Here is a 25,940-nt window from a genome sequence, read left to right on the forward strand (position 1 = left end):
TCGCTCCTCAGAAATCGAAATCGCTCGTGAAGCTCCTGCGTAGCAGATATCTCATGCTCCGGTACTCCTTGAAGTGCGACGTGCCAGCATGCTGCTCCTCGAGCCGCAGCACGACCTCTTGCCCGTTGAACTCGTCGGCCTTCTTCGACAACAGGAATCGCACGGGCATCTCCCTTTCCCTCGGGTTCTCGGAGGGGAAGTCAAACAGAAGATCATGGCTGTCGGAAATCAGTTCGCCGGAACCGCTGTAAATACCCGCCCGGAGCCGCCGCGGCTGAGCCTTCTCCGTCACCGGGGTCGATTGGTAGAAAAGGACAGAAATCTGGGCGGAGGTGATTGTCTTGTTCGAACTGGCGACGATGTCGACCTCGACCGCCGACAGGTCGCTCTGTCGTTTTTTGTTGATCTTCAGGACGGGGATGATCACCTCCTGCAGGGAGGCGCCGCCATGCACATAGCGGCTGCCGGATCCTTTGAGGCGCAGCCTGCCGATGGATTTCGGGATCAGCACCTCGACGTCGCCTTCGAGACCGAGGGCGGCGGGCTCGAACTTCCGGAGGCCGGATTGCGCGACGAATCCTTTGCCCAGCACGAAGCGGCGATCCTTGAACAGGACTGTATCACCGCTGACCTCGGCACCTGAGAAGTCACTCTCTTCGATCGGCCGATGCTGGTAGATGAAGCCGTGATCGGCAGTGAGCAGGAGATTGCTAGCGTTGGCCGCAGTCAGCTTCTTCACGAGCTTGACCAACTCGTCGAGCGAGTCCTCTACGGCCTCGAAGACCCGCTCCTCCGAGACCATCTTGTCTCCGGCCGCATCTATGCGGTTGTGGTAGATGTAGACGACGTCGTGATCGCGTAGAAGGGTCCTCGCTTCGTCCCCTTTCATGGCCATTACTTCTTCGGCTTTCAGGGCGGCAACCCGGTCTCCAGCGCGGCCGCTCTCCAAGATCTTGCGGCGATTCACAAGTCCTTGGGAACTGGCGCCGTCGACCAGTACGACTCCTGTATCGTCTCCGGCGATCCGGATTTCGTTGTTGGGCAGGAGTGACGCCATCCCGAGCTGGGTGTAGCTAGGGATCGACGCCAGCGCCGGCTCGATCTCGGCGTCGTAGCGGTCGAGGCTCCGGATGCGGCCGAGCAGCTCTTCTCCGACCTCATATCGCATGGCATCGGAAACAACGACGCAAAGCTTCAGGTCCTTGCGCCTATAGGGGGCGACCTGAGATGCGTAGAATTCCCGCTGGCGCATGATAGGCGGCGCTTCCCATCGGTCAGCGGCGTCGATGTGTTCCTGCCAGCGGTTGTTGAGCTTGAGCAGGTAAGTGTTGACGTAGAGGTTCTCGATCCTTTCGAACAGGTCGCCCATCAAGGACGCCTGTGCGGAGCGCTGCATATGGAAGACGAACTGGCGATAGATCTGGTCAATGCGGAACCAGGACTGTGCGTAGCGTCGAGCCCCATCCGACAAGGATTCCATGTTCAGTGTGGCTTGAGAGACCGACTGCAGGAAATCAGCGGCATGACTCAGGGCTTGATAGAGGTCGGCGAATTCTTGGTACCAGTGGCTCTGTCGCCGCTGGCGTAGCCAGCTGACCACGTCAGCGTAGGGCAACGTCTGCGCGCCGACCTCGCGCACAAGGTTCCGGATGATTTCCCGGTCGATCTCGCGGAAATAGTCAAGTTCCATCAGCGTCCGAAAATCGCGCTTGGCGAGATCAGCCGGAATGGCGAGTGCCTCCTCATATTCCGCCGAGAGCGTTTCGAAAGTTTCGGCCGTGTTGCGGTTGTTCTTCCACCGCCGAAAGAACACCAGCGCCTCAGAGGAGAGGCGCGCATCCGACCCGACACCAAAGGCATAACAGGACTTGAACAGCTCGATTGCGAAATCGGGAATAGACGGATCCTTGGCGCGATAACCGTAGTGCCGGCCCATCTGCTCCCACACGAATTCGTCTAGGGCGACACGGGATATCAGCCGCAGCCTGTCGTCCTTCTTCTCGGCGTGCTCGGCCAACAGGCTCTCGACTACCGTGTCGAAGGTCGGATCCGCGTTGGTGCAGACCGCCAGCATCTTCAGGCGGAGGGAATTTGCCGTATCGTCCGACCTGAGCAATCGCTTGAGTTGCTCGATGCGCCTGGCCGCGCCGAAGAACTCCTTGTGCTTCCGGACGAGATCGGAGAAGCCGACCCCGAGGCCCAGCTCGGAGAGCCAGTTCGAGACCTGGTCCATCCGAAACACGCCATTGGCAAGTTGCACGTCCAGCAGCCAGTTCTCGAGCTGATCCGGTTCGGGACCTTCCCTATAGAGCAGGAACTTCTGCTTCGGCGCCGCCTCACGAAGGATTCGGTGCTTCACGCCAAATTCGTTATTGGCAATCTCGACCTTCTCCACACCAGGAATCGACACCGCCTCGAAGGAGTTGCGGAAGCTACGCTCCGCATCGTACCAGAAGACAATGTCGTGCTTTTCGAATTGGGCCTGAAGGCCGAGGGCTATGCGATCTTGCATCATCAGTCTTCCGCATCGCCCAGGCCTTTGATCGGCTTGAGCGCGCTGCCGAACTTGGCGTAGTTCACCTTGACCCCATCATCGAGGTCGATCTCAAGCCGGCGCGTCGCAAGGGGGTAGAGGATCTCACGTTCATAGCCGTCCAGTTCATCGATATTCCGGCTGACGCTCTCAATCTCTTTCAGAGCCTTGGCCTTGTCGGCCTGTGCAGATGCGGAACTGATGCTGATCGCCGCCAGTTCGTTCCGATGCGAGTCCAGCTTGCGGCGGAACTCGCGCAGGTAATCCAGCACAGTGCTCACAGTGTCGGGACGGTAGCGGTGCATGTAGACCAGCGCGTTGAATGTGCCTTTCGGGCTCGAGAACAGCCAATAGATCGGGCGCTTTTTGTAGCGGCGGACATGGTCTTCGTAGAAGTCTCGCAGGAAGAAGCGCCGGATATCCTTACCGAGCGCCGTCTCGATGAACGCCAGGTTTTCGACACGGCGCTCCTCCCCGAAAGTCAAGCGAAGGAAATGGCGGAATCGGTCTGCCATGTCGTCGGCAAACCAGTCGCCGTCCAGAATTGGGATCACATTGTCCCTGTCGGGCGGGAAGCTTGGTTCCGGTATGCGCTTCAGGTAGTCCTCGAATCCTTCGCCCTTGTTGGCCAGGATCAAGCCCGGCGCATCGAGGCTGTAGCGGCCGAACATACAGCCTACAGCATAGCTAAGGAACTCGCCCATCGTGTCAGCGCGCTGCAGATCCTCAAGCTCGGCCTCTGATTTCATGCCACCATAGTGATAGGCCGGGTTGCAGGTCAGGGTTATCTCCTGCGGGGGCACTACAGTGGTCAGCTCGTCCTGGAGGCCATAGGCGTTGATGAAGATGCGGTTATTCTCTTCCTCCAGCAACTGCATCTCCTCGATCACCCGGCGCCAATGGGAGCGGAGACCGGCGTAGGTTTCGGCCAGCGTGACTTGCCGGTGGTTAGGTGAAAGAAGCGGGAGCGTGGTGAAATCCCAAGAGGTTTCGTAAGCGTCCCAGTCGGATTTCGTGATGCTTATTGCCTGCATACCGATCTGCTTTGTAGCGTCCTCGGTGGATGCGTTGTCCACCATCGGAAGATTTGAGATGTGCCCGCTCTGGAAATCCAGCATGGGAGCCAGAACCTTCAGAAACTCTAGAGTCACTTTACTATTCAGAAAGGACGCAATCGATTCGAGCGCATGTGTTTCACTAAAGAGGCAAGGCCCCGTAGATTCGAATAACTGCCCGGAAGGAAAGTATCTGAACGCGGTTGATCCGCTTGAAACTCGTGTCCAAGTGAGACCGCGCTTGAAGTAGTTGTGAGAATTCCTGAGGTTAGATTTTGGAAAAGCTTTAAGGGTCGCGCCATCATCCTGCCAGTCAGCGACATAGTCATTGTTTCCGTACCACTTGCGAAAAGGCCCGCCTTTCTGACACGGTATCCAGCGATCAAAAGGACTTTCAACCTCGTGCCACAACCGAAGGAAGCGATCATTGTCACCTGTGTCGAAGCCTTTTCCGATAGAGGCAAACTGATCGAGACTTTTCCCTTTCTGAAAAGCGGAACGGGCTTCGCTGGTTGGCCAATATGCAAACGGATATCCGGGGATTTTCAGGAACTCCATCTGATCAACGACAAAGCAGTTGTACGAATGGTCCCTGAATAGCCTTTCAATCTTTTCTGGCGCGCGCACCTGTACATGCGCATCAAACAGTCGTCTATATATACCTCGCGATGATGATGAAGGTTTTGAATTCTCCAAACAAAAGGCGACGGTTCCGAAGTCAGCACCGAAAATACCACGCCCTAGATGCAGTAACGAACGGACACTCGCGTTTCTGATTAGTGATAGACGAAGTTGTTCGAAAGATATCAAAAACATCCACGAAGGAATGTTAATCATTCCAAGAATACCATGGCGTAAAAGAAAAATTAAGCTGCGTTCCATGAAGCATGTCATTAAATCTTGCTTGCTATTGGGAAATTTTCGCTCGACCCACGCCTTCAAACCTTGGTTCATCCCGCCCCAGCCCATGTACGGCGGATTCGCTACCACCACATGGTATTTCGGGCTCAGATAGTCGGCGATACGCAGCGCTGCTTGGACCCGAGTATGCACGTCGCGCAAAAACAGGTTGCTCTCAAAATCCTTCGTCGCAATAAGCCGGGCTACCTCGGTCAGGTCCCCCAGCTTGGGAACAATCAGTGAGCCGAAGTTCTTGGCCTCGGCAAACTGGCTTAATGTCTCGCGAAGGTCGCTGGTGAATAGGTCGCGTCCGACCGTGGCTGTATAGTCCGCCAACTCCCCGTCCTTAAAAGCAACGTTCTCCAGCACGCAGACATTGGGCTGGACGGGCCGCCGCAGGAACCGCTTGCGTCGGCTAGCCGCCTTCATCACCAGCGCAAAGGCTGCCAACGCTCCGGCGCGGTCATCGATCTCGATGCCGTAGAGGTTGTGGGTCAGAATCGTTTCGGGGATCTCGGCGGGATCGTATCCTTCCTCCTCGTAGATCGCGTAGAGCAGGTCGAAGGCGTAGGTCAGCATGTGTCCGGACCCGCAGGCCGGATCGCAGACCTTGATCTCCTCTGGTGAGGAGACGCGTAGGAAGTCGTCCTCCGGCTCTTCCGGCGCGATGTAGTAGTCCATCTGCTGGGCGAGCTTCGATCCGGGGCGATTGAGCATCCAGAGCCGGCCGAGCGAATTCTCGACGAGGTAACGCACTATCCAGTGCGGAGTGAACAACTGTGTCGCGGAGGGAATGTTTTCTGGGGTGATCTTCTGGTTTTTCTTCAGCCCGGCGAAGACCTCGTCCTTCTTCTCCGAAATGTAGAATTGGTAGAGCCAGCCGATGACCTCGACGTCTTCGCAGACATCAGGCGTCATGGCTTCGCGCGTATATGCGAGTATTGAGTTGTTCGACAGCAGATCCTCAGGCATCAGCAGTTCGGTAAAATCGTCGATTCGCTCGAATAGGAAGGGCATTGCCTTGTGCCAGTCGTTGCAGATCGCAACGAGTAGCAACTGGTAGGCCTCGGCCTGCGGGTCCTGGCTGGGGGAGCGTCCGTCGAGCTGGGCGCGGATCTGACCGCGAACCTTCTCCGGCACGCGACCCTCATCGATGTTCCCGGCCTTGGCTTCTGCCAGGATCTCTGGCTGGAACTGGCCCGGCAGAGGCGAGACGACCCTGACAGGATTCAGGTCGTTGACGTCCATGTAGCGCAGGGCGCAGAATCGGTTGAACCACGTGTAGGCGACCCGCTCGATTACCTGCCGCTTACCGTCGGTCGCGATGGCCACCTCAAGCTTCTTCACAGCTTCCGGATGCTCACGACGCGCGGCGGCGCCTTCGGCCAGTACGGAGTCGAGCTTGGCGCCGACCTGCCCGATCAAGGTGCGGCGGGCGAACTGGGCGAATTTCTTGAGTTTCGAAGTATCCATCAGGCAGCCGCTTGCGCGCTAGTTGCCGTTGTGGGAATCCGTTTGACGGGCCAATCGGCGAACGTTTTGTTCCAGATGTCCACGGAAAGCACGACGCAATCAGCGATGTGCTGACGCCGCCAAGGCGTATCTGTCTCGCATTTGATGTCGGCGAACAATCGGTCCTTGAAGCCTGCGAGAAGAGCTTTCTGCTTCTCGTGGTCGAAGGCGTCGAGGCCGATCAGGACCACGAATTTGATGGGCTTGCCATCGCGCTCCATCAGATGAAGGAACGTGTAGGAGTCACGCGCCTTAGGCGTTAGTTCCTCTTTGAGGACCGTGTTGTCGGCTAGCCTCTTGAAATACCGCTGACGTTCATCGTCGGGGCATCTGGAGATTGACGGATCCTTTATTTCCACGAGCAAGACGTCCTGGTCTCGTTCGATCACGAGGTCTACGAACTTCATCTGCTGGGGCAGTCTTATGCCCTGTTGATCCAACTCGTGCCAGGGAAGGTCGTCCGGAAAAGAAAACTCAAGCTCTGCGTTTGCCTCTGCTCTGTATGTTTTCATGTTCTAGCGCTCAACCCAATGCCCGCTTCACGTCTTCGTCGTACAATTCAGCAAATGTGTCGGAAATGGCGGACTTTGAGATAAGCGAATAATTGTCGGCGCTTTTAACCCCCACCTTCTGTGTATCTGGATCGCGGTAAAGAGCGTGGAATCTCACGTGATCATCCTTTCCCGGATCCATCAGCAGATCGATCCACTTCAGAAGGACATAGTCGTGTGTGGCGAGGATGATTTGCTGGCCGTTTCGGGACAACTCCAGCAGAACTTGAACAAGCTTCTTCATCAGCTTTGGGTTCAAGTTCGCCTCAGGTTCATCCCAGAGGAGAACACCACTGCCGCCGGGGTTAATTGACCCATTGCACAACAGACGGTGGAGCACTCCGATCTTCCGGAAGCCTTCGGCCGTCATGCTGCTTGCAAGAGAGTTCTCTCCCTTCGGCACGAAATGGAGGACAGTCGAATCTTGATATATTTGAGCCGCTTTGGATTTCGAACGCTCCGGATCGGCCTTTTCCTGATACTTTCCTGCCTCAAAGCTAAAGCCGCCGTCAGCCGTCAGGAGGTACCGCCCGCCGACCAAATCTACTAACTCGCGAACGACCCTCGACAACCTTGGATCCTCGCTGATGGTCGAGTCTTCGTCCTCAAAGCCTGGCCGCACCAGCTGTTCAGCCAAGTCGATGTATGTATCGTCAAAAATCATCTCCACAGTGGCGCGATCGTGATCTGGATGACGGATACCGCGTGCAAGAGAGAGCACCTCCTTGGTGGGAATGAAGACCGGCCGAGCATCTTTTCCATCGAAATGCGACCCAGACTCAAGCCTCAGTTTCTCGGAATTGTAGTTGAACCCTACGGCAGCGATGGTCTCGTCGCTTTTCTTCACGTGTAGCCGCGCCCGCTCGTTTGATCCATCCGATCGCAAGCTGCCGATCTTGTTCTCCCTCGGCAGGAAAAGACGGAGGAACTTGTCCGAAAGAGCTGCTTCGATATCCTGCTTTGCCCGCTCCACGTTAGGAGGTAGATGGCCTGCCATCGTGAGCGCATAAATCGCCTTGAGGAGGTGCGTTTTGCCGGTGCCATTGCTGCCGATGACAACGTTGATCCGCGGTGAAAGCGAAACGTTCAATTCCTTGAACGCCGTAAAGTTTTGGATTTCGAAGCCAGTGATCATTCCTCGGTGCCCCGCGCAGTGAGCGGAAGGTACCGACCTGCTCGGCGGACCCCGTAATCAGGAATAGATCTCTGCGACATCGCTCGAATGCGCGTAACCCGCTTGTTCATACCGTAATCCTTTTGCCTGCCCGGATTTCCCGGATCAGCGTCTTGCGCATGGATTCGAGAAATGCCTCGACATCGCCCTCGTTTTCCAGGAATGCCTTTCCGAAGGGGATAGGCAGCGAGGTGTGGGCTACAAACAGGACCGGCGGCTCCACCTTACTTGCATTACCGTCCTCGAATCCTTTCGCCGCGCCTCGATCATTGTCCGGCTTTGCGGCTGCTTGCCTGGAAGGGGAGGTGATCCGTGCGAGAAGCTCCGGATAGAGCCTCGTCCGGAAGTCATTGGCCCGTTCCCGGACGATGGCGATGAGCGTGGCGCTGCGCAGTGGGGCCAGCCCTGCCTCGGCATCGGCAAGGATCAGCTGGCGTTCGACCTCGGGCAAGTTGCCCAGCTCCGGAAGCGCGTTGAGCTTTGACGCAAGTTCATCTAGTTCCTTGATCGCGGCGTCCCGTTCGTGCTTCAGACGCTCCTCGATGATACCGCGGATGCGATCCAGACCAGCCTTCAGCTGCTGGATGGCGTTGTTTCGGAAGCACGTGGGATCTTCTAGGACAACCTTTATGGCCTGCGCCTCGACACCACCCGCGTAGGCGAGGTTCGCCTCCTGCTCGCGAAGGAATTGCCTCGCGTCATCGTAAATCCCACGCTGGGCGCCTTTCATGAACTTCCGAACGGGATCGAGAACATCCTCCTTGAGGTTGACCAAGGAATCGGCCTGTTTGGGGAAGTCGGTCACGTACCAGCCATAGGGTTTCCCGGTCGCCGGCTTCAGGGCTTCGAGAACGGGCTGCAGCGCCACCAAGAATGGATATCGGTCCCTCTGGTCCAGATATCCCTGGACTTCCTGAACCGTCTGGTGGAAAGCCTCGGCAACTTCCTTGCCGATGATCCGCGCGTCCGTAGCCGAAGGCTGAGTGTCGAAGAACTCGGAATAGAACTCTTTCAGCTGGCGCAGCTGGGCCTGCGAGAACTCCACCTGCGGCTCCAGCACGATGTTGCCGTGAGCCTGCGTGTTCTTCAGCGTTCGTTCGAGCGATTGCCCCTCGAGCAGGTTCCCGTCGGCACGAGCCTCTAACTTTCCTCGTGCAAAAAGGCTGGCGAGGTTGCAAAGGACGGCGGCATATGGCCAGCCATATGGCTTGCGCTCAAATCTTTCCGTAACAGCCTTGACGGTGGTCCGCACGCCGTTACGGCTGTTGCCCTGGATGAAGTTCTGGATTTCTTGCTCGGCTTCGCTCAGTCCTGCGGCTTCGTTCCCGAATAACCCGTCTTCCGCCTGCTTCATAAATCTGCCGAGGTCGCTCTCCAAATACTGAACGCCTCGAAGCATGCCGAGGTTGACGTGCACCTTGTCGACGAGAACCTGAAAGGCTTTCATGATCCGGAGCTGGGCATCCTCGGCGCGGATGTCGATCTCCTCGCCCCGGACGAAGAGCCGAGCTTCTGAAAGCAGTGCCTTCAGGCGGCTGGTCAGGTCGCGGTGCCGCTGCGCGTTCTGGGCGCCCTTGTCCCCGATGATCCGCTCGACGCTGGGCTGCAGCGTCATCGCGCGGTTCTGTCGCACATACTTTTCCGTCCGCTTGTACATCATGATGTCGGTCATCAGACGGTCATCGGGCTTCAGCACGACAGCTAGCTCGTCGCGCGACATGCTCTGCATTTTGGTTGCGTCAGGATTCCCCACGTGCTCGTGGAAGGGCGTGTAGAGGTTGATGGAAAGCTCGTGATCGCGACCACTCAGCCGGTCATCGAGTCGCCTCGCATAGGCGTAATCGTGTCCGCTCGCCTCGTGTCGGATCTTTCGCGTCTTGACGATCCCGTCAAATACCAGCTCCTCGAATTCCTGGGCGACCTCGGTCAGGTCGACCTCGACCGCCTTAATCTCCTGCTCGATATCCTTTTCCTCATCCGTCAGGAACTCGAAGAGCTCGCCGTTCCGCTGGATGTAGGTCTGTTGCTCAAGGACGCTGACGGCTTCCTCTACCTGCTTCCTCAACCGGGTCAGATCCTCGTCGAACCACCGTAGAAGGAGGATGCAGACGTTCCGGAGTGTTGTCTTGAAGGGCCGGACATATTTAACGAGGAACAGGGCCTTGAGGACGCGCACAGCGAACGGATTGTCCAGGTTTCGCTCGGCAATCTGGATCGATTGCTGAACCCCTGATTTGAGTGCGGACCGAATGCCCTCGAACATCATGTCGAAAGGGGCAATGCCGCCGAGTTCAAGACCAGCGATATGGACCGCAACGTCCTGGAAGACTCCCAGCATCGACCTTTCGCCGACAGAGCTGTGTCGTCCCTCGAAAGCGTTGTGCTCCGACAATGCCTGGATGGACATCTGGAACAGCGAGTACTGGTAGGGAATGAAAGGATAGCTCTGGATGAAATGATCCCGGTCGGCAAAGTTCCGGAAGTGGATCGAGCCGTCGGAGAAGTCGAACAGGGTTTTGAAGTTGCCTGACTGCTTGTGGAAGAGGTCCGACAGCGCGAACACCCCACCTTCGGTCTTCTTCAGCAGCCGCTTCTGGATGACTTCGTCGGCGTTGGCGCTAGTTAACGACATCCGGTTGGCGAAACGCGCCTGGATCTTGGAGAAGTCGTTTTCCTGGCGCTGGGTCAACTCGCCGATCACGGCGCGAATTTCCTGCTGCGCCGTGACGACGAGCCATGCTCGGCCCCGGCACTTGGTGTTCAGGCTTTCCGCGATCGTCTGGAGGTTGGTCATCAGCTTGACGTTGTCGGCGATGTATTGGCCAACCTCGTCGACGAAGAAATTCAATCGGAACTGCAGTCCCTGCCTCTCGACGTAATCCTTCACTTGCTGGGCGAAGTCCTCGATCGAAACCTTGTAGTCGGAGCGGTACTTCCCAAGGATTCCCTCGGCAGACGCCGCGTCGGCGCCGCTTGCCTCCGCATAGGCTTTTGCGATGCTCGGACCCTCCAGCAGCGCCTGCTCCCGGCCGCGTTCCCACGTCTTTCCGGCGATGCGCTGGTAGACGGTCTTGAAGCCGGCGTATTGCTCTCGGCTGTCGAGATCGCGCTCAAACTGGGCAACATGACCCTGCTTGCCATAATAGCCGCACATCTCGTCGAAGACCTTCTGGAACACCGCCAGCAGGGCATCGATTTGGGTCTTGGTGATGACGTCCGCCTTCTGGTCGATGTTGAAGAGAATGCTCTTCGAAGGAATCGCGACGGCGCGCTTCAGGTCTGCGCTGAGGATTTCGTTCTCGACGGATTTCTGCAGGAAGATGTCCAGTGCGGGAGTCCCGTCGATCACCCTGTTCTCAAGAACCAGGGCGAGCATCTTCAGCAGGTGCGACTTGCCGGAACCGAAGAAGCCGGAAATCCAGACGCCGTTCGCCGTTTCGTAGTTGTTGTAGGCATCGAGAAAATGCTCCAGGCGCTTCTCGACTTCGTTCGTGATGACATACTCCTCCAGTTCCTGGCGGAGACTCGCCTCGTCATCGGCCTTGATGACACCCTCAATCGCGCGGTCGACAGGCTTCTCGAAGATTTCCTTCAGATGAATCGGCATCCCCGTCACACCTCGTAATGGAAGATATTGAAGGCCCTGTAGTACTTGTCGTCGTGCAGCAGCCCGAAGAGGTCGAGAGACGCCCCGGTTTCCAGGCTCTGTGTGTATCGACCAGGAAAGAACATGACCGTGGGCTTTTCCTTGGCCGTGCTCTGGAGATTGTTCAGAACGTTGTGGGACCTGATGTAAGGAAAGACCTCGCCCACGCCTGACAGAAAGAGGACCGCATATTCCTGAGATTCGAGCCTGCGGCCGATTTCCGGTACAAGATGCGCCTCCGGATCGAGGACTCCCTGTAGTAATTCCTTCAGCTCGGCCTTCGCAGTCGACGGTTCCATCTCCAGAATCTGATCCCAAATTCCTCGCTGCCTCAGCAGATCGATGGCCAGGTCGTAAAGATTAACCTCCAAGACGGCCACACCGTGGTTGGCCAGCTGATTGATCAGCTGCCCACGCTGCTGCTCCATGGATACCGCTTCCTCTGGAGGGTAGGGGCAGATGAAGAATGGAACTTCGTTCCGCAACCCTTGGCGTGCAAGAAATCGCTCGCTCGACATCACCTTCACGAGGTGTTCGAAACGGCGCTTCGGAGATGCCAGTTCGCGCGACATCATGCGGAGAACCCAGATGCGCCTGGGAAGAAACGCAACTCCTTGGGATCGTGCGCGACAATCAACTCCTGCAGGGCGGGGGAGAGCAGGGTCCTCATGATCTTTCCGGACGGCGAGACGAGATCAGCCTCGCGCACTATCCGAAACAGGACCTGACGGAGCTTGGCGCGGGTGGAAGGTTTCAATTCCGCCAGTTCGGGATGCCATTCCGCCTTCGCATCGAAGAAGGAATCGAAATGGTCATATCCCAAATCCTCTTGGAACCTGGCATATCGCTCCTGGAGAATTTCCGACGCGAAATCAGCAACAAAACCGTAGGTGCGGCAGATCGCCAACCAGAGAAGATGACCCTGCTCGTGCCTGCTGCTGCGTGTGAAGAACTCCAGCTCATCCATATGCAACGACCGGAGCCGAGCAATGATCTCCCGGACGGTGCGCCGGGCCGAACTTTGAGTCCGGAAGGAGAGCGACTGCAGTGCCTGCTCGGCAACGTGCGGCCAGTCGGACCGCTCCTGATACGACCGGGCCAGCAGAATGGATTCGTCGAGGAACAACGATCCAATCGAGAATGACAGACGGTACGTGGCAGGTCCTGTTGTGAGCATCGGGCGGTATTACACTTTGTTTGGGCGGCGGGCATGCAATATCCGAGCGTTATCCCGAGCTGACGGCTCGCGACGGACCGGCGGTCACGTTACGAAATGTGGCTGCCTCCCCGGGTCCTGCTCGGACACCGAATCCCGTGGCCATACTAGCGATTTGAGGCGGCGTGCCAACCTTGCGCCGTGTCGCATCCTCATGATCGAGAATTGACTTTCTCCATTGCTCGAGAAACGACCAGCTTCTCAAGAGCTGCTACGCGCGTATAGGGCTCCAGATCTCGCGTGCCGGTTCGCGCCGGTTGCCCCGCCGCTACCGTCCGGGTAAACTCTGGGGCTGAGATTTGACTGTCGGCCATTCATCTCGGCTTGCGCCAGAAGTCTCGCAAAGGTCTTTCCAGTCCTTTGTGCCAATGTCCTTCAAGATTTATGATCTGGCGAGGGCGCTTTCGATTCTACTAAAATAACAGATATCGATTTTTTAAGTATTTTTAAAAACCAAGAGCGCAGGAAAGCTTGCTGCTGCCATTCCAAGTGGCGCCGTGATAAACTCAAACGCACGGGTTGCTAGATTAATCATAGGGCTATTCTAGTCGACTGGCCGGAATCACGCAAGACCATGCCGACTGCCGCGCGCACGCCGCTAGGTCTGAATGGCCTGAATTTAGACGCGTGATGCCAAATGACAGAGAGTTCATAGCTGACTAGAGTGCCGACCCGGCTCTTGGGAATCTGTCATGATCATCGACCAGAAGCATCCCATCTCTTGGTCACTCGTCGAGCGCGGCGCAGACGGCCGGAAAGTGATGAAGGACCCCGCACTCACGAAGCCATTCCTCTATCACATGCTTGAATGGCGTTACGCCAAGGTGATTTTCGAAACTAACAAATTGCGGCTCTCGCCCGTCCGAAGTTGGCAGGACCCCTACGAGCGGTGGTGGTGCGATGGTCTGTTCAATCGCCCCGGTCCGTTGTCGGGGTTCCAACCGTACGGCTCGTGTTGGACCACAGGTGCACATGACGAACCGCGTTGGCGAATGGCCGGCTTTGGTCCCGACAAGGAAACTCCTGTAGTCCGAATCCGCTGTCGGGTGGACGCTATGGTGAACGCGGCAAAAGGCCTCCTCAAGAACGGTGCCGGCTCCGCTTTTTTAGGCCGCGTTCAATATCGTGGCGAGAGAACGCTTGTTCGTCTGGCGCAGTCGGTCGCAGAAGGCGAAGAAAGAAGTTACCCGGATGGCCGCGACCATGCTGTTGCACAAGCGGCGTGCCTTCAAGTTCGAAGACGAGGTGAGACTCCTTTGGCTGGACAAGCAGGCATTGAGAGAGGGGGTCTATATCGACATCAAGGCGAAGACGTTCATCGACCAAGTGATGATTACACCTCACGCAAGCCCCGCTGAAACGGTGAACATCAAACGGGAGATGAAGCCTTTTGGTGTACCTTGCCTCTCGTCAGGTGTGTTGAAGTCGCCACGTTAGGCGCCGCCGCAGCCTTCGCGTCGAGAGCCGATCGAAAGATTAGCAACGGCCTATGTTGCGTGTTAGGTCGCTCAGGTTTCTCGTCGGCCAAACAAACGAACGTCAGCTTTTCATCCGCCCTTGGCCCGAACCGGACGTGCCGCTTGCGGCCTAACAGCCGCCGGGCTGCAATGCGCTTCATGCACGAACATGACGTAATCGCGGCAGCGGTGGCCACCTGAGACGTGGCGGCGATGTTCGAACCTCTAGCCGGCTGGCTGCCCCCCGATAGGATGAAGAACGGGCTCACGATTGACACCGGGCCCAGGCATCGAATGGAGGACAGCCATGGAACAGTATATCGGTCTCGACGTGTCCACGAAAGAGAGGGCAATATCGACAGAGAGGGCAATATCGATCCGGCAGGACGGCCAGAGGATTTGACGGGGCAAGTGCGCGTCCGACCCGCAACTGCTCGCGGCGGTGATCCGCAAGGGCGCACCGCAAGTCCGGCGAGTCGTTGTTAGCCGGGAATGGCTGGTTCGCTTCCTGGAGCATCGGATCGGCGACAAGCAGCGGCCGTTGGCGATTGCCACCCTGGAAGATAAGATCGTTCAGGGTGCAACGGTCATGGTGCTCAATGCCATCTACGAAGGCGACTTCTGTGGTTTCTCCTACGGGTTCCGACCCAAGAGGGCCGCACGATGCATTGGATGCCTTGTACGTCGCGATCGACCGACGGAAGGTGAACTGGATCGTCGACGCGCATCATCCGCCAGATCCAGAAATGGCTCAAGGCGGGCATCCTCAAAGACGGGGTCGTGACTGTGGATGACAGGGGAACCGGTCAAGCTCGGTGATTTCGCCGCTTTTGGCCAATATCTACCTGCATTACGTTCTGGACCTGTGGGCCCAGCGCTGGCGACAGCGCGAGGCTACCGGCGACATGATCATCGTGCGCTATGCCGATGATGTGGTCGTTGGCTTCGAGCATGAGAGCGACGCTCGTCGCTTTCTCGAAGCGATGCGCGCGAGGCTTGAGGAGTTCCTGCTGTCGCTTCATCCGGACAAGACTCGCCTGATTGAGTTTGGTCGCCTGGCGGCGGCCAGTCGAAAGAAGTGCGGGCTCGGCAAACCGGAGACCTTTGCCTTTCTGGGATTCACGTTCATCTGCGGAAAATCGCGTCGAGGGCGCTTCCAGCTTCAAAGGAAGACCCGCGGCGACCGCATGCGGGCGAAGCTTCAGGACATTAAGGTCGAGCTGCGACGGCGAATGCACTGGCCGATCCCCAAGCAGGGGAAGTGGCTAAGGCAGATCGTGACAGGCCACTTCGCATATTTCGCGGTTCCAACGAATATCCGGGCGCTCACGGCGTTCAGGTATCGGGTGATCGACCTTTGGAGGCGTACGCTTCAGCGACGCAGCCAGAAGGACGGCGCTACGTGGGAACGGATCGCGCAGTTAGCCAACGACTACCTTCCCAAGCCTTGCAACCTTCATCCATGGCCGAGTGTCCGCTTCGCCGTCAAACACTCGAGGTAGGAGCCACGTGCGGGAAAGCCGCCCGCGTGGATCTGTGCGGGGGGGCGCTCAGTAATGAGCGTCCCTACCGCGAAAAGCCGCTCTCAACTTGATTGTCGCGCGGCAGACGATCAATGGCTCGGTCTCGGCACTGCGGTTCCTACGAAACAGGGTCAGCGGGAACGCAGCGAATCAAGGCTTAGGAACCCATTTTGCGTAAAGGCTCTTCGAGGCCGTGGGAACCGTCTTGGCATCAACGAGAGCGACGAGCGAGCGGAACCGCTTCTCGCAGCCGCTGTTCGAGTTGATGCGACTTGCGACGAGGGTTGAGGCCTTCGGTAGATCCAGCATCAGCTTGACCTCGTTTGGCGAGAACGACTTGACCATCTCATTGTAGGATGGCGACGCCGCGTTCGAGACGCCGTATGAGTTGCCAGTCGCTGCCGTCACGACTCCCTCCACAAAAGTGGCCTGCGCTGTTTCCGGAACGCGGTTTTTCCGCGACAGCTTGAGGAGCCGATCGGCGAAGGGCGGCTCGTTGTGGAAGTTATCCCAGCCATTGTGCACACTTAAGAGCTTCCTACTCGCTGATGTGAAGATACTGTGGACCTCGGCTTCGCTCAGCAGCGACAATTGGCCCAGTGTCTCGAAGAACTGCAGCGAAGCCTTCTGACGGGCTTCGTCGCCTTTTGCTTTATAGTCCTGGTGTCGATCCACCAGCGCCGACCTGGTCCGGGGGCTAAGGTCGTTACTGAACGATTCGCAGATTGCGATGGCGTTCAGGCGGGCTTCCTCTCCCGACGCTGGGTCACAGTAGATGCCGTGTAACATGACGAAGATCAGCTCGCGCTGGGCCTCGAATGTTTCTTGGATACGGCGTTCCCATTCTTGTCGTTGATCCTTCTTGAACTTCGTTGCTTTCAGCGCGGCGAGCAGGGACTTTGTGTCCACCCCCTTAGGGTTGTGGGCGCTCGAGAGCGCATGCTTCTGACAGCGGCTTAGGAAGCTCAGGAACTCGTCTTCGTCGACCGTCCCCGCAGCTGGGTGTGCGATAGAGAAACTGTTGCGTGTGGCCCTGCACTGATCGAGGAAGAAGAAGTCGTCGTCACCGATCAGGTTGAGCTTACGGCAGAGGTCGAGCAGCTCGGCGTCCTTGAGGTCGAGGAGCGTGTCCTCGTCGAAGGACTTGTCGTCGAGGATCTGAGGGACGACGTTGATGCCGAACCGTCGCACCTTGTCACGCAGTTCCACCACGGCCGCGTTCCAAACATAGTTGATGGCTGCGTCGAACAGTCCGCTGGCGACGGCGACACACATTTTGACGATCCGCTCATCGCGCAGGTGCGGAGGGATCTTCTTGATCAGGCGTGGGAGCTGGGACCAAGCATGGGCGATCTGGTCGTCCTCGGCGAGCACATTGCGGGGGACTCCCAACGCGGCGGTAAGTTGGGCTAGCATGGGCGAGGAGAGAGGGGTCACGTCGGGCAGTGTGACGGCGGGCAGATCGGTCTTTGGCTTAACTAGGACGTTGCTCATACTTACTCCCTGCATCGACGAGACCATCTCGCCCCATCGGTAGTCTTTAGCCGAAACAGAGTGAGGTCAGCCGGCGCGTGCGGCCTTTGTGCGATTACGTCCACCTGCCGCTCTTTTAACGCTACGCACGGAGACGGCTTTGGGAGCCACGACGTCGCCGAGCCGCTCTATACGGAGGGGCGCGCGCGAGGGAAGGCGAACGACGAGTTCGAGTTGCCCCCCGATCGCCTCGACGTAGCTTTTAAGAGTAGATAAGTACATGTCGGCTTGTTTCTCGATCTTCGAGACCGAAGGCTGCTTGATCTTGAGGACCGAAGCGATTTCGGCCTGGGCCTTTCCAGCGGCACGCCGCAACTCGCCGAGACTCTCGACTTCTCCCCTTAACTCTTCGAAACGCGCGTCGACTCGCTCCCGACGATCCTCGGGGAGCGCAGCGATTAGGTCGTCAAGCTTGCGTCCCATCACTTCTTCTCCTTCTTCGCCGCCGCCAAACGGTCGAGATGCCCTTGATAGCGCTTGTCCGCCTTGGCGATCAGACTTTTATAGAAGCGCTTCTCACTTAGGCCCGACTTATCGCCGGCGACGAGCAGGATCGCCTTCCGCTTCCGGTCGAATGCGAACGCAACCCGCCAGACACCATCATCAGCGCCGAAGCGAAGTTCTTTCATGTTCGCAAACGACGAGTCATTCAAGGTATCCGCATGGGGTCGCCCCAGCTGGGGCCCGAACACACCGAGCAGCTTAGCCGAGGCCAATAGCTCATCTTGGACTGTCTGGGGCAACGCCTCGAACTCCCCATCGAACTCATCGCCAAAAACGACTTCCCAAGTCATATATAGCTCCTAGGCTATGTGGTCAACATCATCAAGCTGCCGAACGATAGTCTGCGGCCGAAACAAGGTACGCGCGGTCGACGATAATCCGGCCGCCGTTGACACGACTGGCAATTCGCGACCTGTCTGCGCTATCGAGCGGCATCGTCACCGGCGTTCTGACGGGCGTGGCCGGCGCGTAGCTGTCGCTTGCCCAGAATGCCGGCTTGTCGTGAAGGATATGACCGCCAGCAAAGGGTTCCATCGCGCCGGCAGCGCTCACCGTCGCCAAATGGAAACCGGTGCCGGCGAGGTTCGCTTGTCTGGCGGCGAAGGTCGCCATGGCCCGGAGGTGAAGCCGGCGAGGCGCTGCGCTGGTCCATGCGTAATCGTGCGGAGAACCGCGCCGCGCCGTGCATCGCATCTCTCGTCCCGCTGCGCTGCTGAGGCCTTTTCTGTCAGGCGGTCTAGGTTTCGCGCTTCGGGCCGAGCAGGAATACTATGAGGGCAGCGACGAACGTGGCAACAGCACTGTAGGCAATGGCACTGGTAACCCCGGCATTGTCCACCAATAGTCCGCCGAAGATCGCGCCGGCAGCGATTGCCACTTGGAATACTGTGACCAGCAGCACACCGGCGCTTTGGGCCTGCTCGGGAACGACCCTCCGTACCATCCACGTCTGCAATCCCACTGGCACCGCGCCGAAGGCAAACCCCCACGCGGCAACAGCAATCGCCGAGGCCAAGGCCGATGCTCCCGCCGTCAGCAGCGAAACAGCGGCTATCGCTATGAGCAGCGGTGCAAGGGCCGCGACTGCCTTGAGACTGTACTCGGCCAGAAGCCCGCCGGCCAAATTGCCGAAGAATCCGCCGATGCCAAAAGCCAGCAACACAAGCGAGATCGTCTCGACATCCAGCGCGGGAATCTTCTCGAGGAAGGCGCGGATATAGGTGATTCCGGCGAAGTGGCCGGAAGCGACCAGCAGGACGACTAAAAGCGCAATTTTGACCATCGGAATCTTGGCCACATCCAGCATGCTGCGGAAGCTAGCCACTCCAATCGGAGGCAGTCTCGGAATGGTTATGAGTTGCACCAGCAGTGTAGCAGCGCCGCCGACTGCGGCGAGTATGAAGGCGCTTCGCCATCCCCAGATATCGCCGACATAAGCGCCGATTGGAGCTGCGCAAACGGTAGCCACCGAAACGCCGGTGAGGATGATCGACATAGCGCGCGCCAGGAGGTGGCTTGGAACGAGCCGCATCGCCAGTGCTGCCGACATCGACCAGAAGCCTCCGAGCGCTATGCCGAGCACGACGCGTGCAGTCAGGAGAACCGCCAGCGACCACGCGCCGGCCGCCAGAAGGTCCGACAGGATCAGCAGCAGCGTCATGGTCCACATGACGGTCCTGCGGTCCAGGCGCTTTGTGATGATGGCCACCGTGGGCGCCGAGATCGCCCCGACGATAGCGGTCGCCGTCATCGCCTGTCCAGCCGCTCCCTCGGTTGTGCCGAGATCATGCGCGAGGGGCGTGAGCAGGCTGACAGGCAGAAACTCTGCCGTGACCAGCCCGAAGGTGCCCAAGGAAAGCGAAATCACCGCACCCCATGCGGGACCAGACGGTGGGACGGGTTTTTCTGGGTCGTGCAGAACAGCGTCCATGACGCATGCCGCGGATTGGGTCATGAACGAAGTCTCCACTTTGATGCAATGCAACGTGATGTTGGTTGCCCTGACCCAATTCAAAAACACAAGCGCATTTCCCGGCGGCGTTGCACGGAGGAGGGGATGTTCATTGCTTCGCGATATTTTGTGACGGTGCGGCGCGCAACATCGATGCCGGTTTCCTTCAGCCGGACAGCGATGTCCTCATCGGAAAGCACGTCGCCGGGAGATTCTGCGGCAATGATCGCTTTGATCCGATGCCGGACAGCTTCGGCGGAGTGCGCATCGCCGCCTTGGCAGGACGCGATCGCGACGGTGAAAAAATACTTCAGTTCAAAGACTCCGCGCGGGGTAAGCATGTACTTGTTCGAGGTCACCCGGCTTACCGTCGACTCGTGCACGCCGATCGCGTCAGCGACGTTTCTAAGATTGAGAGGCCGCAGGTGGGCGACGCCATGTTCCAAAAAGGCATCCTGCTGACGCACGATTTCAGCCGCAACCTTAACAATGGTCTTGGCGCGCTGATCGAGGCTGCGGATTAGCCAGTTCGCATTTTGCAAGCATTCGTCGAGAAATGCTTGATCTTTCGAATTTTGGGCAGTTTGACGCGTGACTTCGGCATAGTAGGTTTGGTTGATCAGCAGCTTCGGCAGCGTGGCGGGATCAAGTTCGATCTGCCACCCGCCTTGCGGCGAGGGCGTGACCCAGACGTCGGGTATGATTGATTCAGACGCACCGGATTCGAATCTGTTCCCAGGCTTGGGATCGAGCGCCCGAATCTCATGCATCATGTCGAGAAGGTCTTCTTCATCGACGCCGCAATGCTGCTTCAGCGCCTCAAAATCGCGTCGCGCAAGCATTTCAAGATTGGCAACCAAAGCTGCCATTGCCGGGTCGAGCCGGTTTCGCTGGCGCAACTGGATCTCGAGGCATTCTCTGAGATTTCGCGCAAAAACTCCCGGTGGATCAAATTGCTGCAACGTCCCAAGAACCCGTTCCACAACAGCCTCACGGACATTCAGGCTCTCGGCCAGCTCCAAAAGGTTTGCCCGAAGATAGCCAGTGTCTTCCAGATCGGCGGCAAGCTGGCCAGCGATCAGCCGCTCCTGTGGTGTGAACGCAGTGAGGGCGATCTGACGAGCGACATGGTCGTGCAATGTTTCGGCGAGGGTGGCAAACTCGTCGAGGGAAGGGCCATTGCCCGGCGGGTTGTTGGTCGTGTTGCGAAGGGATTTCCATTGCCCGAGCCGTTCAGGCGAACCTGCCCCGGTCGGTCCTTCAACGGCGTTTGCGCCAGGGCCGATAGGCTGATCCGCTCCCGAAATCGAAACGTCGTCAAAAGGCCCGCCATCGCTTGATGCAGATTCCAACAGCGGGTTCTTCTCAATTTCCCCCTCCACGAACTGATGCAGTTCAGTATGCGCCAGTTGCAGCAAGCGAATCGACTCAATGAGTTGAGGCGATGCGACTATGGATTGCTTCTGGCGCTGAAGCAGGCTTGCTGAGGATTGCATGGTGAGCGCGATAATCCTGTCGAGGAGCCTCTTGGGGCGGCAATGGCACCAGTGAGACGGTTTCTAGGTCATGCGGCGGCTTTCAGCGTTTCGAGAACGTTTTGCGGGGACGAGACGCCATAGGGGTCGGCCTCGCAGTTGTCGGAGAAACCCTCCTCCTCGAACCAGTGCTCCACCACGCCATCGTTGATCAGGGCGGCGTAGCGCCAGGAGCGCATCCCGAAGCCAAGATTGTCCTTGGCGACCAGCATGCCCATTTTGCGTGTGAACTCGCCTGAGCCATCGGGGATGAGCTCGACCTGCTTCAGGCCCAAGGACTTCCCCCACGCATTCATGACGAAGGCGTCGTTGACTGAGAGGCAGTAAATCGCGTCAATTCCCTCCTTCTCAAACTCATCATAGAGCTCTTCGAACTTGGGCAATTGGTAGGTCGAGCAGGTCGGCGTGAAGGCGCCAGGCAGCGAGAACAGGATGACCCGCTTGCCGGCAAAGTAGTCGTCAGATGTCTTTTCTTCCCAGCGATATGGATTTGACCCCTGGACTGACTTATCGTGAACGCGCGTGAGAAAGGTGACGAAGGGAACTTTCTTTTGAACTGTCATCAAGTTGCTCCTAAAGAAGAAAACTGCCGTTGAATTCTGGCAGAGGCTGGCGCAATTCCGAGCAAAGGCTCGTATGCTCGGGCACGGGAATGAGGGATCTGAGCGAGCTGGAGATCGTCGAGCCGCTTGCTTTCCACGGCTATGGCGCCGGAACCGGGATCGGTCACTAGCGATAGTGCGTTTGGAAAAGGGATAGCGGCCGGAAGTAGCCAATATCGCAAGCATGTGGGGGCCTGAAATGTCACTTCACGCAGACTCGGGTCACGGGACTGGTTCAGCGTGTTGTCGATATGTGGCAGTGACCCGCCGGCCTTGGCTTGGGTGACCCTTTGACGGGGCCCTTGGGCACTCCCATGCTGAACAGAACCGGTAAACGGCATTTGCGCGAGCGGCCCGTGTTGGCGTGCCGGCATCGGACCAGCCATGCGCAAAGCGGCCACCGAGAACGGCCTTCCGGAGGAGACGATGTCCCGATGTTCAGCGGGAACGGGCACCGTCTCCTCAGGCCACTGTCTAGAGCTTCGCGCGTCGGGCATGGTGCAAGTCGCTTTCATCGTGATTTGATGGTGCTCTAACCAGGAGCAGCAAGCGGCGTGCCATTTCAAATAGAGGTGCTGTTGGACCGCACCTTCTTCTCGGAGGCCGTGTCTTAGAAGATCGGGCGCGCGCTATGCCGCCTCGTCACACAGGCAACAACGATGCTGTATGGTGCGGATATTCGGCGCTTCAGCCCCGGCTGGGCAAAGAAGAACCGGAAGCCGAGCCGATGCACTACCTGAGGCTGGCGGGCACTCCAGTCGTAGCGTGTGCCCGCTAGCGTTCATGGGTGCGCAGGCACGGCTATCGCGAACACGCGCCTGTCGCGGCAACATGAGCGCGCGCTCTTGGGCAAGCGCCTTGGCGCGGTGAGGATCGAATTCCCAATCGTGTCTGTTTGCCGCCCTCTTATGTTCGAAACTGGACCAGAATGTCGCAAGCCCGACCTAAAGGTCGCCCGAGGCGTTCTGTCCGACACTGTACCGTCGCCTTTGTTGCCCGCGACACCGGCTTATTTCGCCTAGCTCTTCTCTGGCCTCAGGCTAAGCCGCTGAGAAGCTGCCACGATTTTTTTCTGCTGCGGCCAAATTGGCACGAGATTTGAAGCACCTTGGTTGCGGGCCGGGAGCCGCCGACCGACTTTCATTTCGTGGATGACACGAATGGAACGAAGAAAGAAAAGCAAAATGTCAAATCTGCGTCGGATAGCGTCTATGGGCAGGGGGGCCTCGGCGAAAGCCCTTACGCAACAGCTCGCCGCTCTTGTCGACCCTTGCGCAGGAAATCTTGGCCGGCGGCGAGTCAAAGGCCCACCACACCGACTTTATCCTGACCTGGAAGGTGCAGGATAATGTTCTGCATCTCGCCGCGCGATGTGCCTAGACAGTTACGCGTTAGCCGATCTTGATAATCGGTCTGCCTCCGGACGACGTCGTCTACATGCCATCTTAGGTCTTCGCTGCCGCAGCGTCCGCCGGTCACCTTCCGCCCTTCCATCGCTACCGAGTGAAGTGCCATCATGCCCGAACAACCTTTGCCGACGCTGCCGATGTGGCGCGTCGATCACATTGAGCCCTCGACCGAGATGTTGGCGCTGCGGGCCAACGGTCCGATCCACCGCGTGCGCTTCCCGTCCGGGCACGAAGGCTGGTGGGTCACAGGCTATGACGAGGCCAAGGCGGTGTTGTCCGACGCGGCGTTCCGGCCCGCGGGAATGCCGCCGGCCGCATTCACCCCGGATTCGGTGATTCTCGGTTCGCCAGGATGGCTGGTCTCGCACGAGGGGGGCGAGCATACGCGGCTACGCACGATCGTGGCGCCGGCCTTCAGCAACGGCAGGGTGAAGCAGCTCGCGCAGCAGGTCGAGGCGATCGCCGCGCAGTTGTTTGAGACGCTGGCGGCCCAGCCCCAGCCCGCCGATCTGCGGCGCCACCTCTCCTTTCCGCTTCCAGCCATGGTCATTGGCGCGCTGATGGGCGTGCTCTACGAGGACCACGCCTTTTTCGCCGGGCTGTCCGACGAAGTGATGACGCACCAGCATGAAAGCGGCCCGCGAAGCGCGTCGCGCTTGGCCTGGGAAGAACTCCGCGCCTACATTCGCGGCAAGATGCGGGACAAGCGCCAGGATCCGGGCGACAACGTGCTGACGGATCTGCTCGCGGCGGTCGACCAGGGCAAGGCGACCGAGGAAGAGGCGATCGGCCTGGCGGCGGGCATGCTGGTGGCGGGGCACGAGAGCACCGTCGCGCAGATCGAATTCGGCCTGCTGGCCATGTTCCGCCATCCGCAACAGCGCGAACGCCTGATCGGCGATCCATCCCTGGTGGACAAGGCGGTAGAGGAAATCCTGCGCATGTACCCGCCGGGCGCCGGCTGGGACGGCATCATGCGCTATCCGAGGACCGACGTGACCATCGCGGGCGTGCATGTTCCCGCGGAGAGCAAGGTGCTGGTCGGCCTGCCGGCGACGTCGTTCGATCCGCGCCATTTCGACGACCCGGAAATCTTCGACATAGGACGTGACGAAAACCCGCACCTGGCGTTCTCCTACGGGCCGCACAACTGCGTCGGCTTGGCGCTGGCCAGGCTGGAACTCAAGGCGGTGTTCGGTTCGATCTTCCAGCGCTTTCCCGCGCTGCGCCTGGCCGTGGCGCCCGAAGAACTGAAGTTGCGCAAGGAGATCATCACTGGTGGGTTCGAGGAGTTCCCGGTGCTCTGGTGATGCTCGGATGCCACCAGGAATCGCGATGTTCTCGAATTGCCGGCGCGCCTGCCGCGCGCCGATCAGATCAGCCAGCCAACAGGTGACCAAGATGGACGTGCAAGAAACCACGGCAGCATGCCGGGACGCCTTCGCCGAACTGGCGTCGCCAGCGTGCATTCAGGACCCGTACCCATTCATGCGGTGGTTGCGCGAGCACGATCCGGTACATCGCGCGGCGTCGGGCCTCTTTCTGTTGAGCCGCCACGCCGACATCTACTGGGCGCTCAAGGCCACTGGCGATGCTTTTCGGGGGCCGGCGCCAGGCGAACTGGCGCGCTATTTCCCGCGAGCGGCGACCAGCCTGTCGCTAAGTTTGCTGGCGTCCACTTTAGCGATGAAGGAACCTCCAACGCATACGCGTCTGCGCCGGCTGATCTCGCGCGATTTCACCATCGGCCAGATCGACAAGCTGAGGCCGACCATCGCTCGCATTGTCGCAGCGCGCCTGGACGGCATGGCGCCCGCACTGGAGCGCGGGGAGGCAGTGGACCTGCATCAGGAATTCGCGCTGGCCTTGCCCATGCTGGTTTTCGGCGAACTGTTCGGCATGCCCCCGGATGACATTCTCGGGCTCATTACCGGCATCAGCGCCATTCTGGAAGGCCTGAGCCCGCACGCCAGCGATCCCCAACTCGCCGCGGGGGACGCGGCCAGCGCCAGGGTGCAGGCCTACTTCGGCGACCTCATACAGCGCAAGCGCACCGACTCCCGCTACGACATCGTGTCAATGCTGGTCGGCGCACACGACGACGATGCCGAGACGCTGTCGGATGCGGAATTGATCAGCATGCTTTGGGGCATGCTGCTGGGCGGCTTCGCCACCACTGCCGCGGCCATCGGCCATGCGGTCCTGGCGATGCTGGCGTATCCCGAACAGCGGCACTGGCTGAAGGGAGATGCCGTGGGGGTGAAGGCTTTCGTCGAAGAAGCCCTGCGCTATGACGCGCCCGCCATGTTCAGCTCCATTCCGCGTATCGCCCAGCGCGACATCGAACTGGGCGGCGTGGTGATCCCGAAGAACGCGGACGTGCGCGTGCTGATCGCGTCCGGCAATCGCGACCCGGACGCCTTCGCCGATCCCGATCGCTTCGATGCCGTGCGGTTCTACGGCACCAGTCCTGGCATGTCGATCGACGGGAAGATCATGCTGACCTTCGGCCACGGCATCCACTTCTGCCTTGGTGCGCAACTGGCCCGGGTGCAGTTGGCCGAGAGCCTGCCGCGGATCCAGGCGCGCTTCCCCACGCTGGCATTGGCCGAGCAGCCGACCCGGGAGCCCTCCGCGTTCCTTAGGACGTTCCGCGCGCTGCCGGTACGGCTGCATGGGCAGGAGGGCTGAGATGCGCGTCCTGGTCGATCAGGATCTGTGCGGAACGACCGGGCAGTGCGTGCTGACGCTGCCGGGCACCTTTCGCCAGCGCGAACCGGACGGCGTGGCCGAAGTGTGCGTTGCGACGGTCCCGCAGGCGCTGCACGCCGCCGTGCGG

The 25,940-nt window shown here is 58.9% G+C and carries 18 protein-coding genes and 1 pseudogene; 5 read left to right on the top strand and 14 right to left on the bottom strand.

Annotation, left to right across the window (positions count from 1 at the left end):
• Nucleotides 1-7: 7 nt before the first annotated feature.
• From pglZ to X757_RS142940, 7 genes are all read right to left on the bottom strand, one after another.
• Nucleotides 8-2,515: a BREX-1 system phosphatase PglZ type A gene (gene pglZ / locus X757_RS142970; protein ID WP_245275092.1), complete on the bottom strand. Its 2,508-nt coding sequence runs from the start codon at nucleotides 2,513-2,515 to the stop codon at nucleotides 8-10.
• Nucleotides 2,515-5,961, bottom strand: coding sequence for a BREX-1 system adenine-specific DNA-methyltransferase PglX (gene pglX / locus X757_RS142965; protein WP_023727143.1), 3,447 nt, complete (start codon nucleotides 5,959-5,961; stop codon nucleotides 2,515-2,517). The genes pglZ and pglX overlap by 1 nt, the downstream gene beginning before the upstream one ends.
• On the bottom strand, nucleotides 5,961-6,512 hold the full coding sequence (locus X757_RS142960; protein ID WP_023727144.1) for a hypothetical protein: 552 nt from the start codon (nucleotides 6,510-6,512) through the stop codon (nucleotides 5,961-5,963). Before X757_RS142960 ends, pglX begins: the two co-directional genes overlap by 1 nt.
• Nucleotides 6,513-6,522: 10 nt before the next feature.
• Complete coding sequence (locus tag X757_RS142955) at nucleotides 6,523-7,686, bottom strand: ATP/GTP-binding protein (protein ID WP_023727145.1); 1,164 nt, start codon at nucleotides 7,684-7,686, stop codon at nucleotides 6,523-6,525.
• A 106-nt stretch (nucleotides 7,687-7,792) separates the two neighbouring features.
• Nucleotides 7,793-11,332 carry a BREX system P-loop protein BrxC gene (gene brxC, locus X757_RS142950; RefSeq protein WP_156933469.1) on the bottom strand — a complete coding sequence of 1,180 codons (3,540 nt, stop codon included), beginning with the start codon at nucleotides 11,330-11,332 and terminating at the stop codon, nucleotides 7,793-7,795.
• 5 nt (nucleotides 11,333-11,337) lie between these two features.
• Nucleotides 11,338-11,946: a DUF1788 domain-containing protein gene (locus X757_RS142945; RefSeq protein ID WP_245275093.1), complete on the bottom strand. Its 609-nt coding sequence runs from the start codon at nucleotides 11,944-11,946 to the stop codon at nucleotides 11,338-11,340.
• Entirely contained in the window at nucleotides 11,943-12,548 is a 606-nt protein-coding gene (locus X757_RS142940; protein WP_023727148.1) for a DUF1819 family protein, read from the bottom strand. The genes X757_RS142945 and X757_RS142940 overlap by 4 nt, the downstream gene beginning before the upstream one ends.
• Nucleotides 12,549-13,727: 1,179 nt before the next feature.
• On the opposite strand from X757_RS142940, the gene X757_RS142935 reads away from it, so the two are divergent.
• Nucleotides 13,728-14,024, top strand: a complete 297-nt coding sequence (locus tag X757_RS142935; RefSeq protein WP_023727149.1) for a hypothetical protein — start codon at nucleotides 13,728-13,730, stop codon at nucleotides 14,022-14,024.
• A gap of 850 nt (nucleotides 14,025-14,874) precedes the next feature.
• Complete coding sequence (locus X757_RS01000000165130; protein WP_245275094.1) at nucleotides 14,875-15,546, top strand: reverse transcriptase domain-containing protein; 672 nt, start codon at nucleotides 14,875-14,877, stop codon at nucleotides 15,544-15,546.
• Nucleotides 15,547-15,717: 171 nt separating this feature from the next.
• On the opposite strand, the gene X757_RS142930 is transcribed toward X757_RS01000000165130, so the two are convergent.
• The 7 genes from X757_RS142930 to X757_RS142900 form a co-directional block, all read right to left on the bottom strand.
• Nucleotides 15,718-17,061 carry a hypothetical protein gene (locus tag X757_RS142930; protein ID WP_031251478.1) on the bottom strand — a complete coding sequence of 448 codons (1,344 nt, stop codon included), beginning with the start codon at nucleotides 17,059-17,061 and terminating at the stop codon, nucleotides 15,718-15,720.
• A gap of 66 nt (nucleotides 17,062-17,127) precedes the next feature.
• The gene (locus X757_RS142925) at nucleotides 17,128-17,523 is read right to left on the bottom strand and encodes an XRE family transcriptional regulator (protein WP_023727152.1); all 396 of its coding nucleotides are present in this window, start codon (nucleotides 17,521-17,523) and stop codon (nucleotides 17,128-17,130) included.
• Nucleotides 17,523-17,894, bottom strand: a complete 372-nt coding sequence (locus X757_RS142920; protein WP_023727153.1) for a type II toxin-antitoxin system RelE/ParE family toxin — start codon at nucleotides 17,892-17,894, stop codon at nucleotides 17,523-17,525. The genes X757_RS142925 and X757_RS142920 overlap by 1 nt, the downstream gene beginning before the upstream one ends.
• A 31-nt stretch (nucleotides 17,895-17,925) precedes the next feature.
• Complete coding sequence (locus X757_RS142915; protein ID WP_023727154.1) at nucleotides 17,926-18,216, bottom strand: hypothetical protein; 291 nt, start codon at nucleotides 18,214-18,216, stop codon at nucleotides 17,926-17,928.
• 124 nt (nucleotides 18,217-18,340) lie between these two features.
• Entirely contained in the window at nucleotides 18,341-19,558 is a 1,218-nt protein-coding gene (locus X757_RS142910; protein WP_023727155.1) for an MFS transporter, read from the bottom strand.
• A gap of 56 nt (nucleotides 19,559-19,614) precedes the next feature.
• On the bottom strand, nucleotides 19,615-21,051 hold the full coding sequence (rpoN, locus tag X757_RS142905; protein WP_023727156.1) for an RNA polymerase factor sigma-54: 1,437 nt from the start codon (nucleotides 21,049-21,051) through the stop codon (nucleotides 19,615-19,617).
• Between the two features lie 68 nt (nucleotides 21,052-21,119).
• Nucleotides 21,120-21,653, bottom strand: a complete 534-nt coding sequence (locus X757_RS142900; protein WP_023727157.1) for a peroxiredoxin — start codon at nucleotides 21,651-21,653, stop codon at nucleotides 21,120-21,122.
• Between the two features lie 1,555 nt (nucleotides 21,654-23,208).
• On the opposite strand from X757_RS142900, the gene X757_RS142890 reads away from it, so the two are divergent.
• From X757_RS142890 to X757_RS1000000169765, 3 genes and pseudogenes are all read left to right on the top strand, one after another.
• Nucleotides 23,209-24,411 carry a cytochrome P450 gene (locus X757_RS142890; protein WP_023727159.1) on the top strand — a complete coding sequence of 401 codons (1,203 nt, stop codon included), beginning with the start codon at nucleotides 23,209-23,211 and terminating at the stop codon, nucleotides 24,409-24,411.
• A gap of 91 nt (nucleotides 24,412-24,502) precedes the next feature.
• A complete protein-coding gene (locus tag X757_RS142885) occupies nucleotides 24,503-25,792 on the top strand; it encodes a cytochrome P450 (protein ID WP_023727160.1) in 1,290 nt (429 codons plus the stop codon).
• A 1-nt stretch (nucleotide 25,793) separates the two neighbouring features.
• A pseudogene (locus X757_RS1000000169765) lies at nucleotides 25,794-25,919 on the top strand (ferredoxin); the annotation flags it as partial.
• Nucleotides 25,920-25,940: the final 21 nt, after the last annotated feature.

This window comes from Mesorhizobium sp. LSHC412B00 (genome assembly GCF_000503035.1).
Classification (GTDB): Bacteria; Pseudomonadota; Alphaproteobacteria; order Rhizobiales; family Rhizobiaceae; genus Mesorhizobium.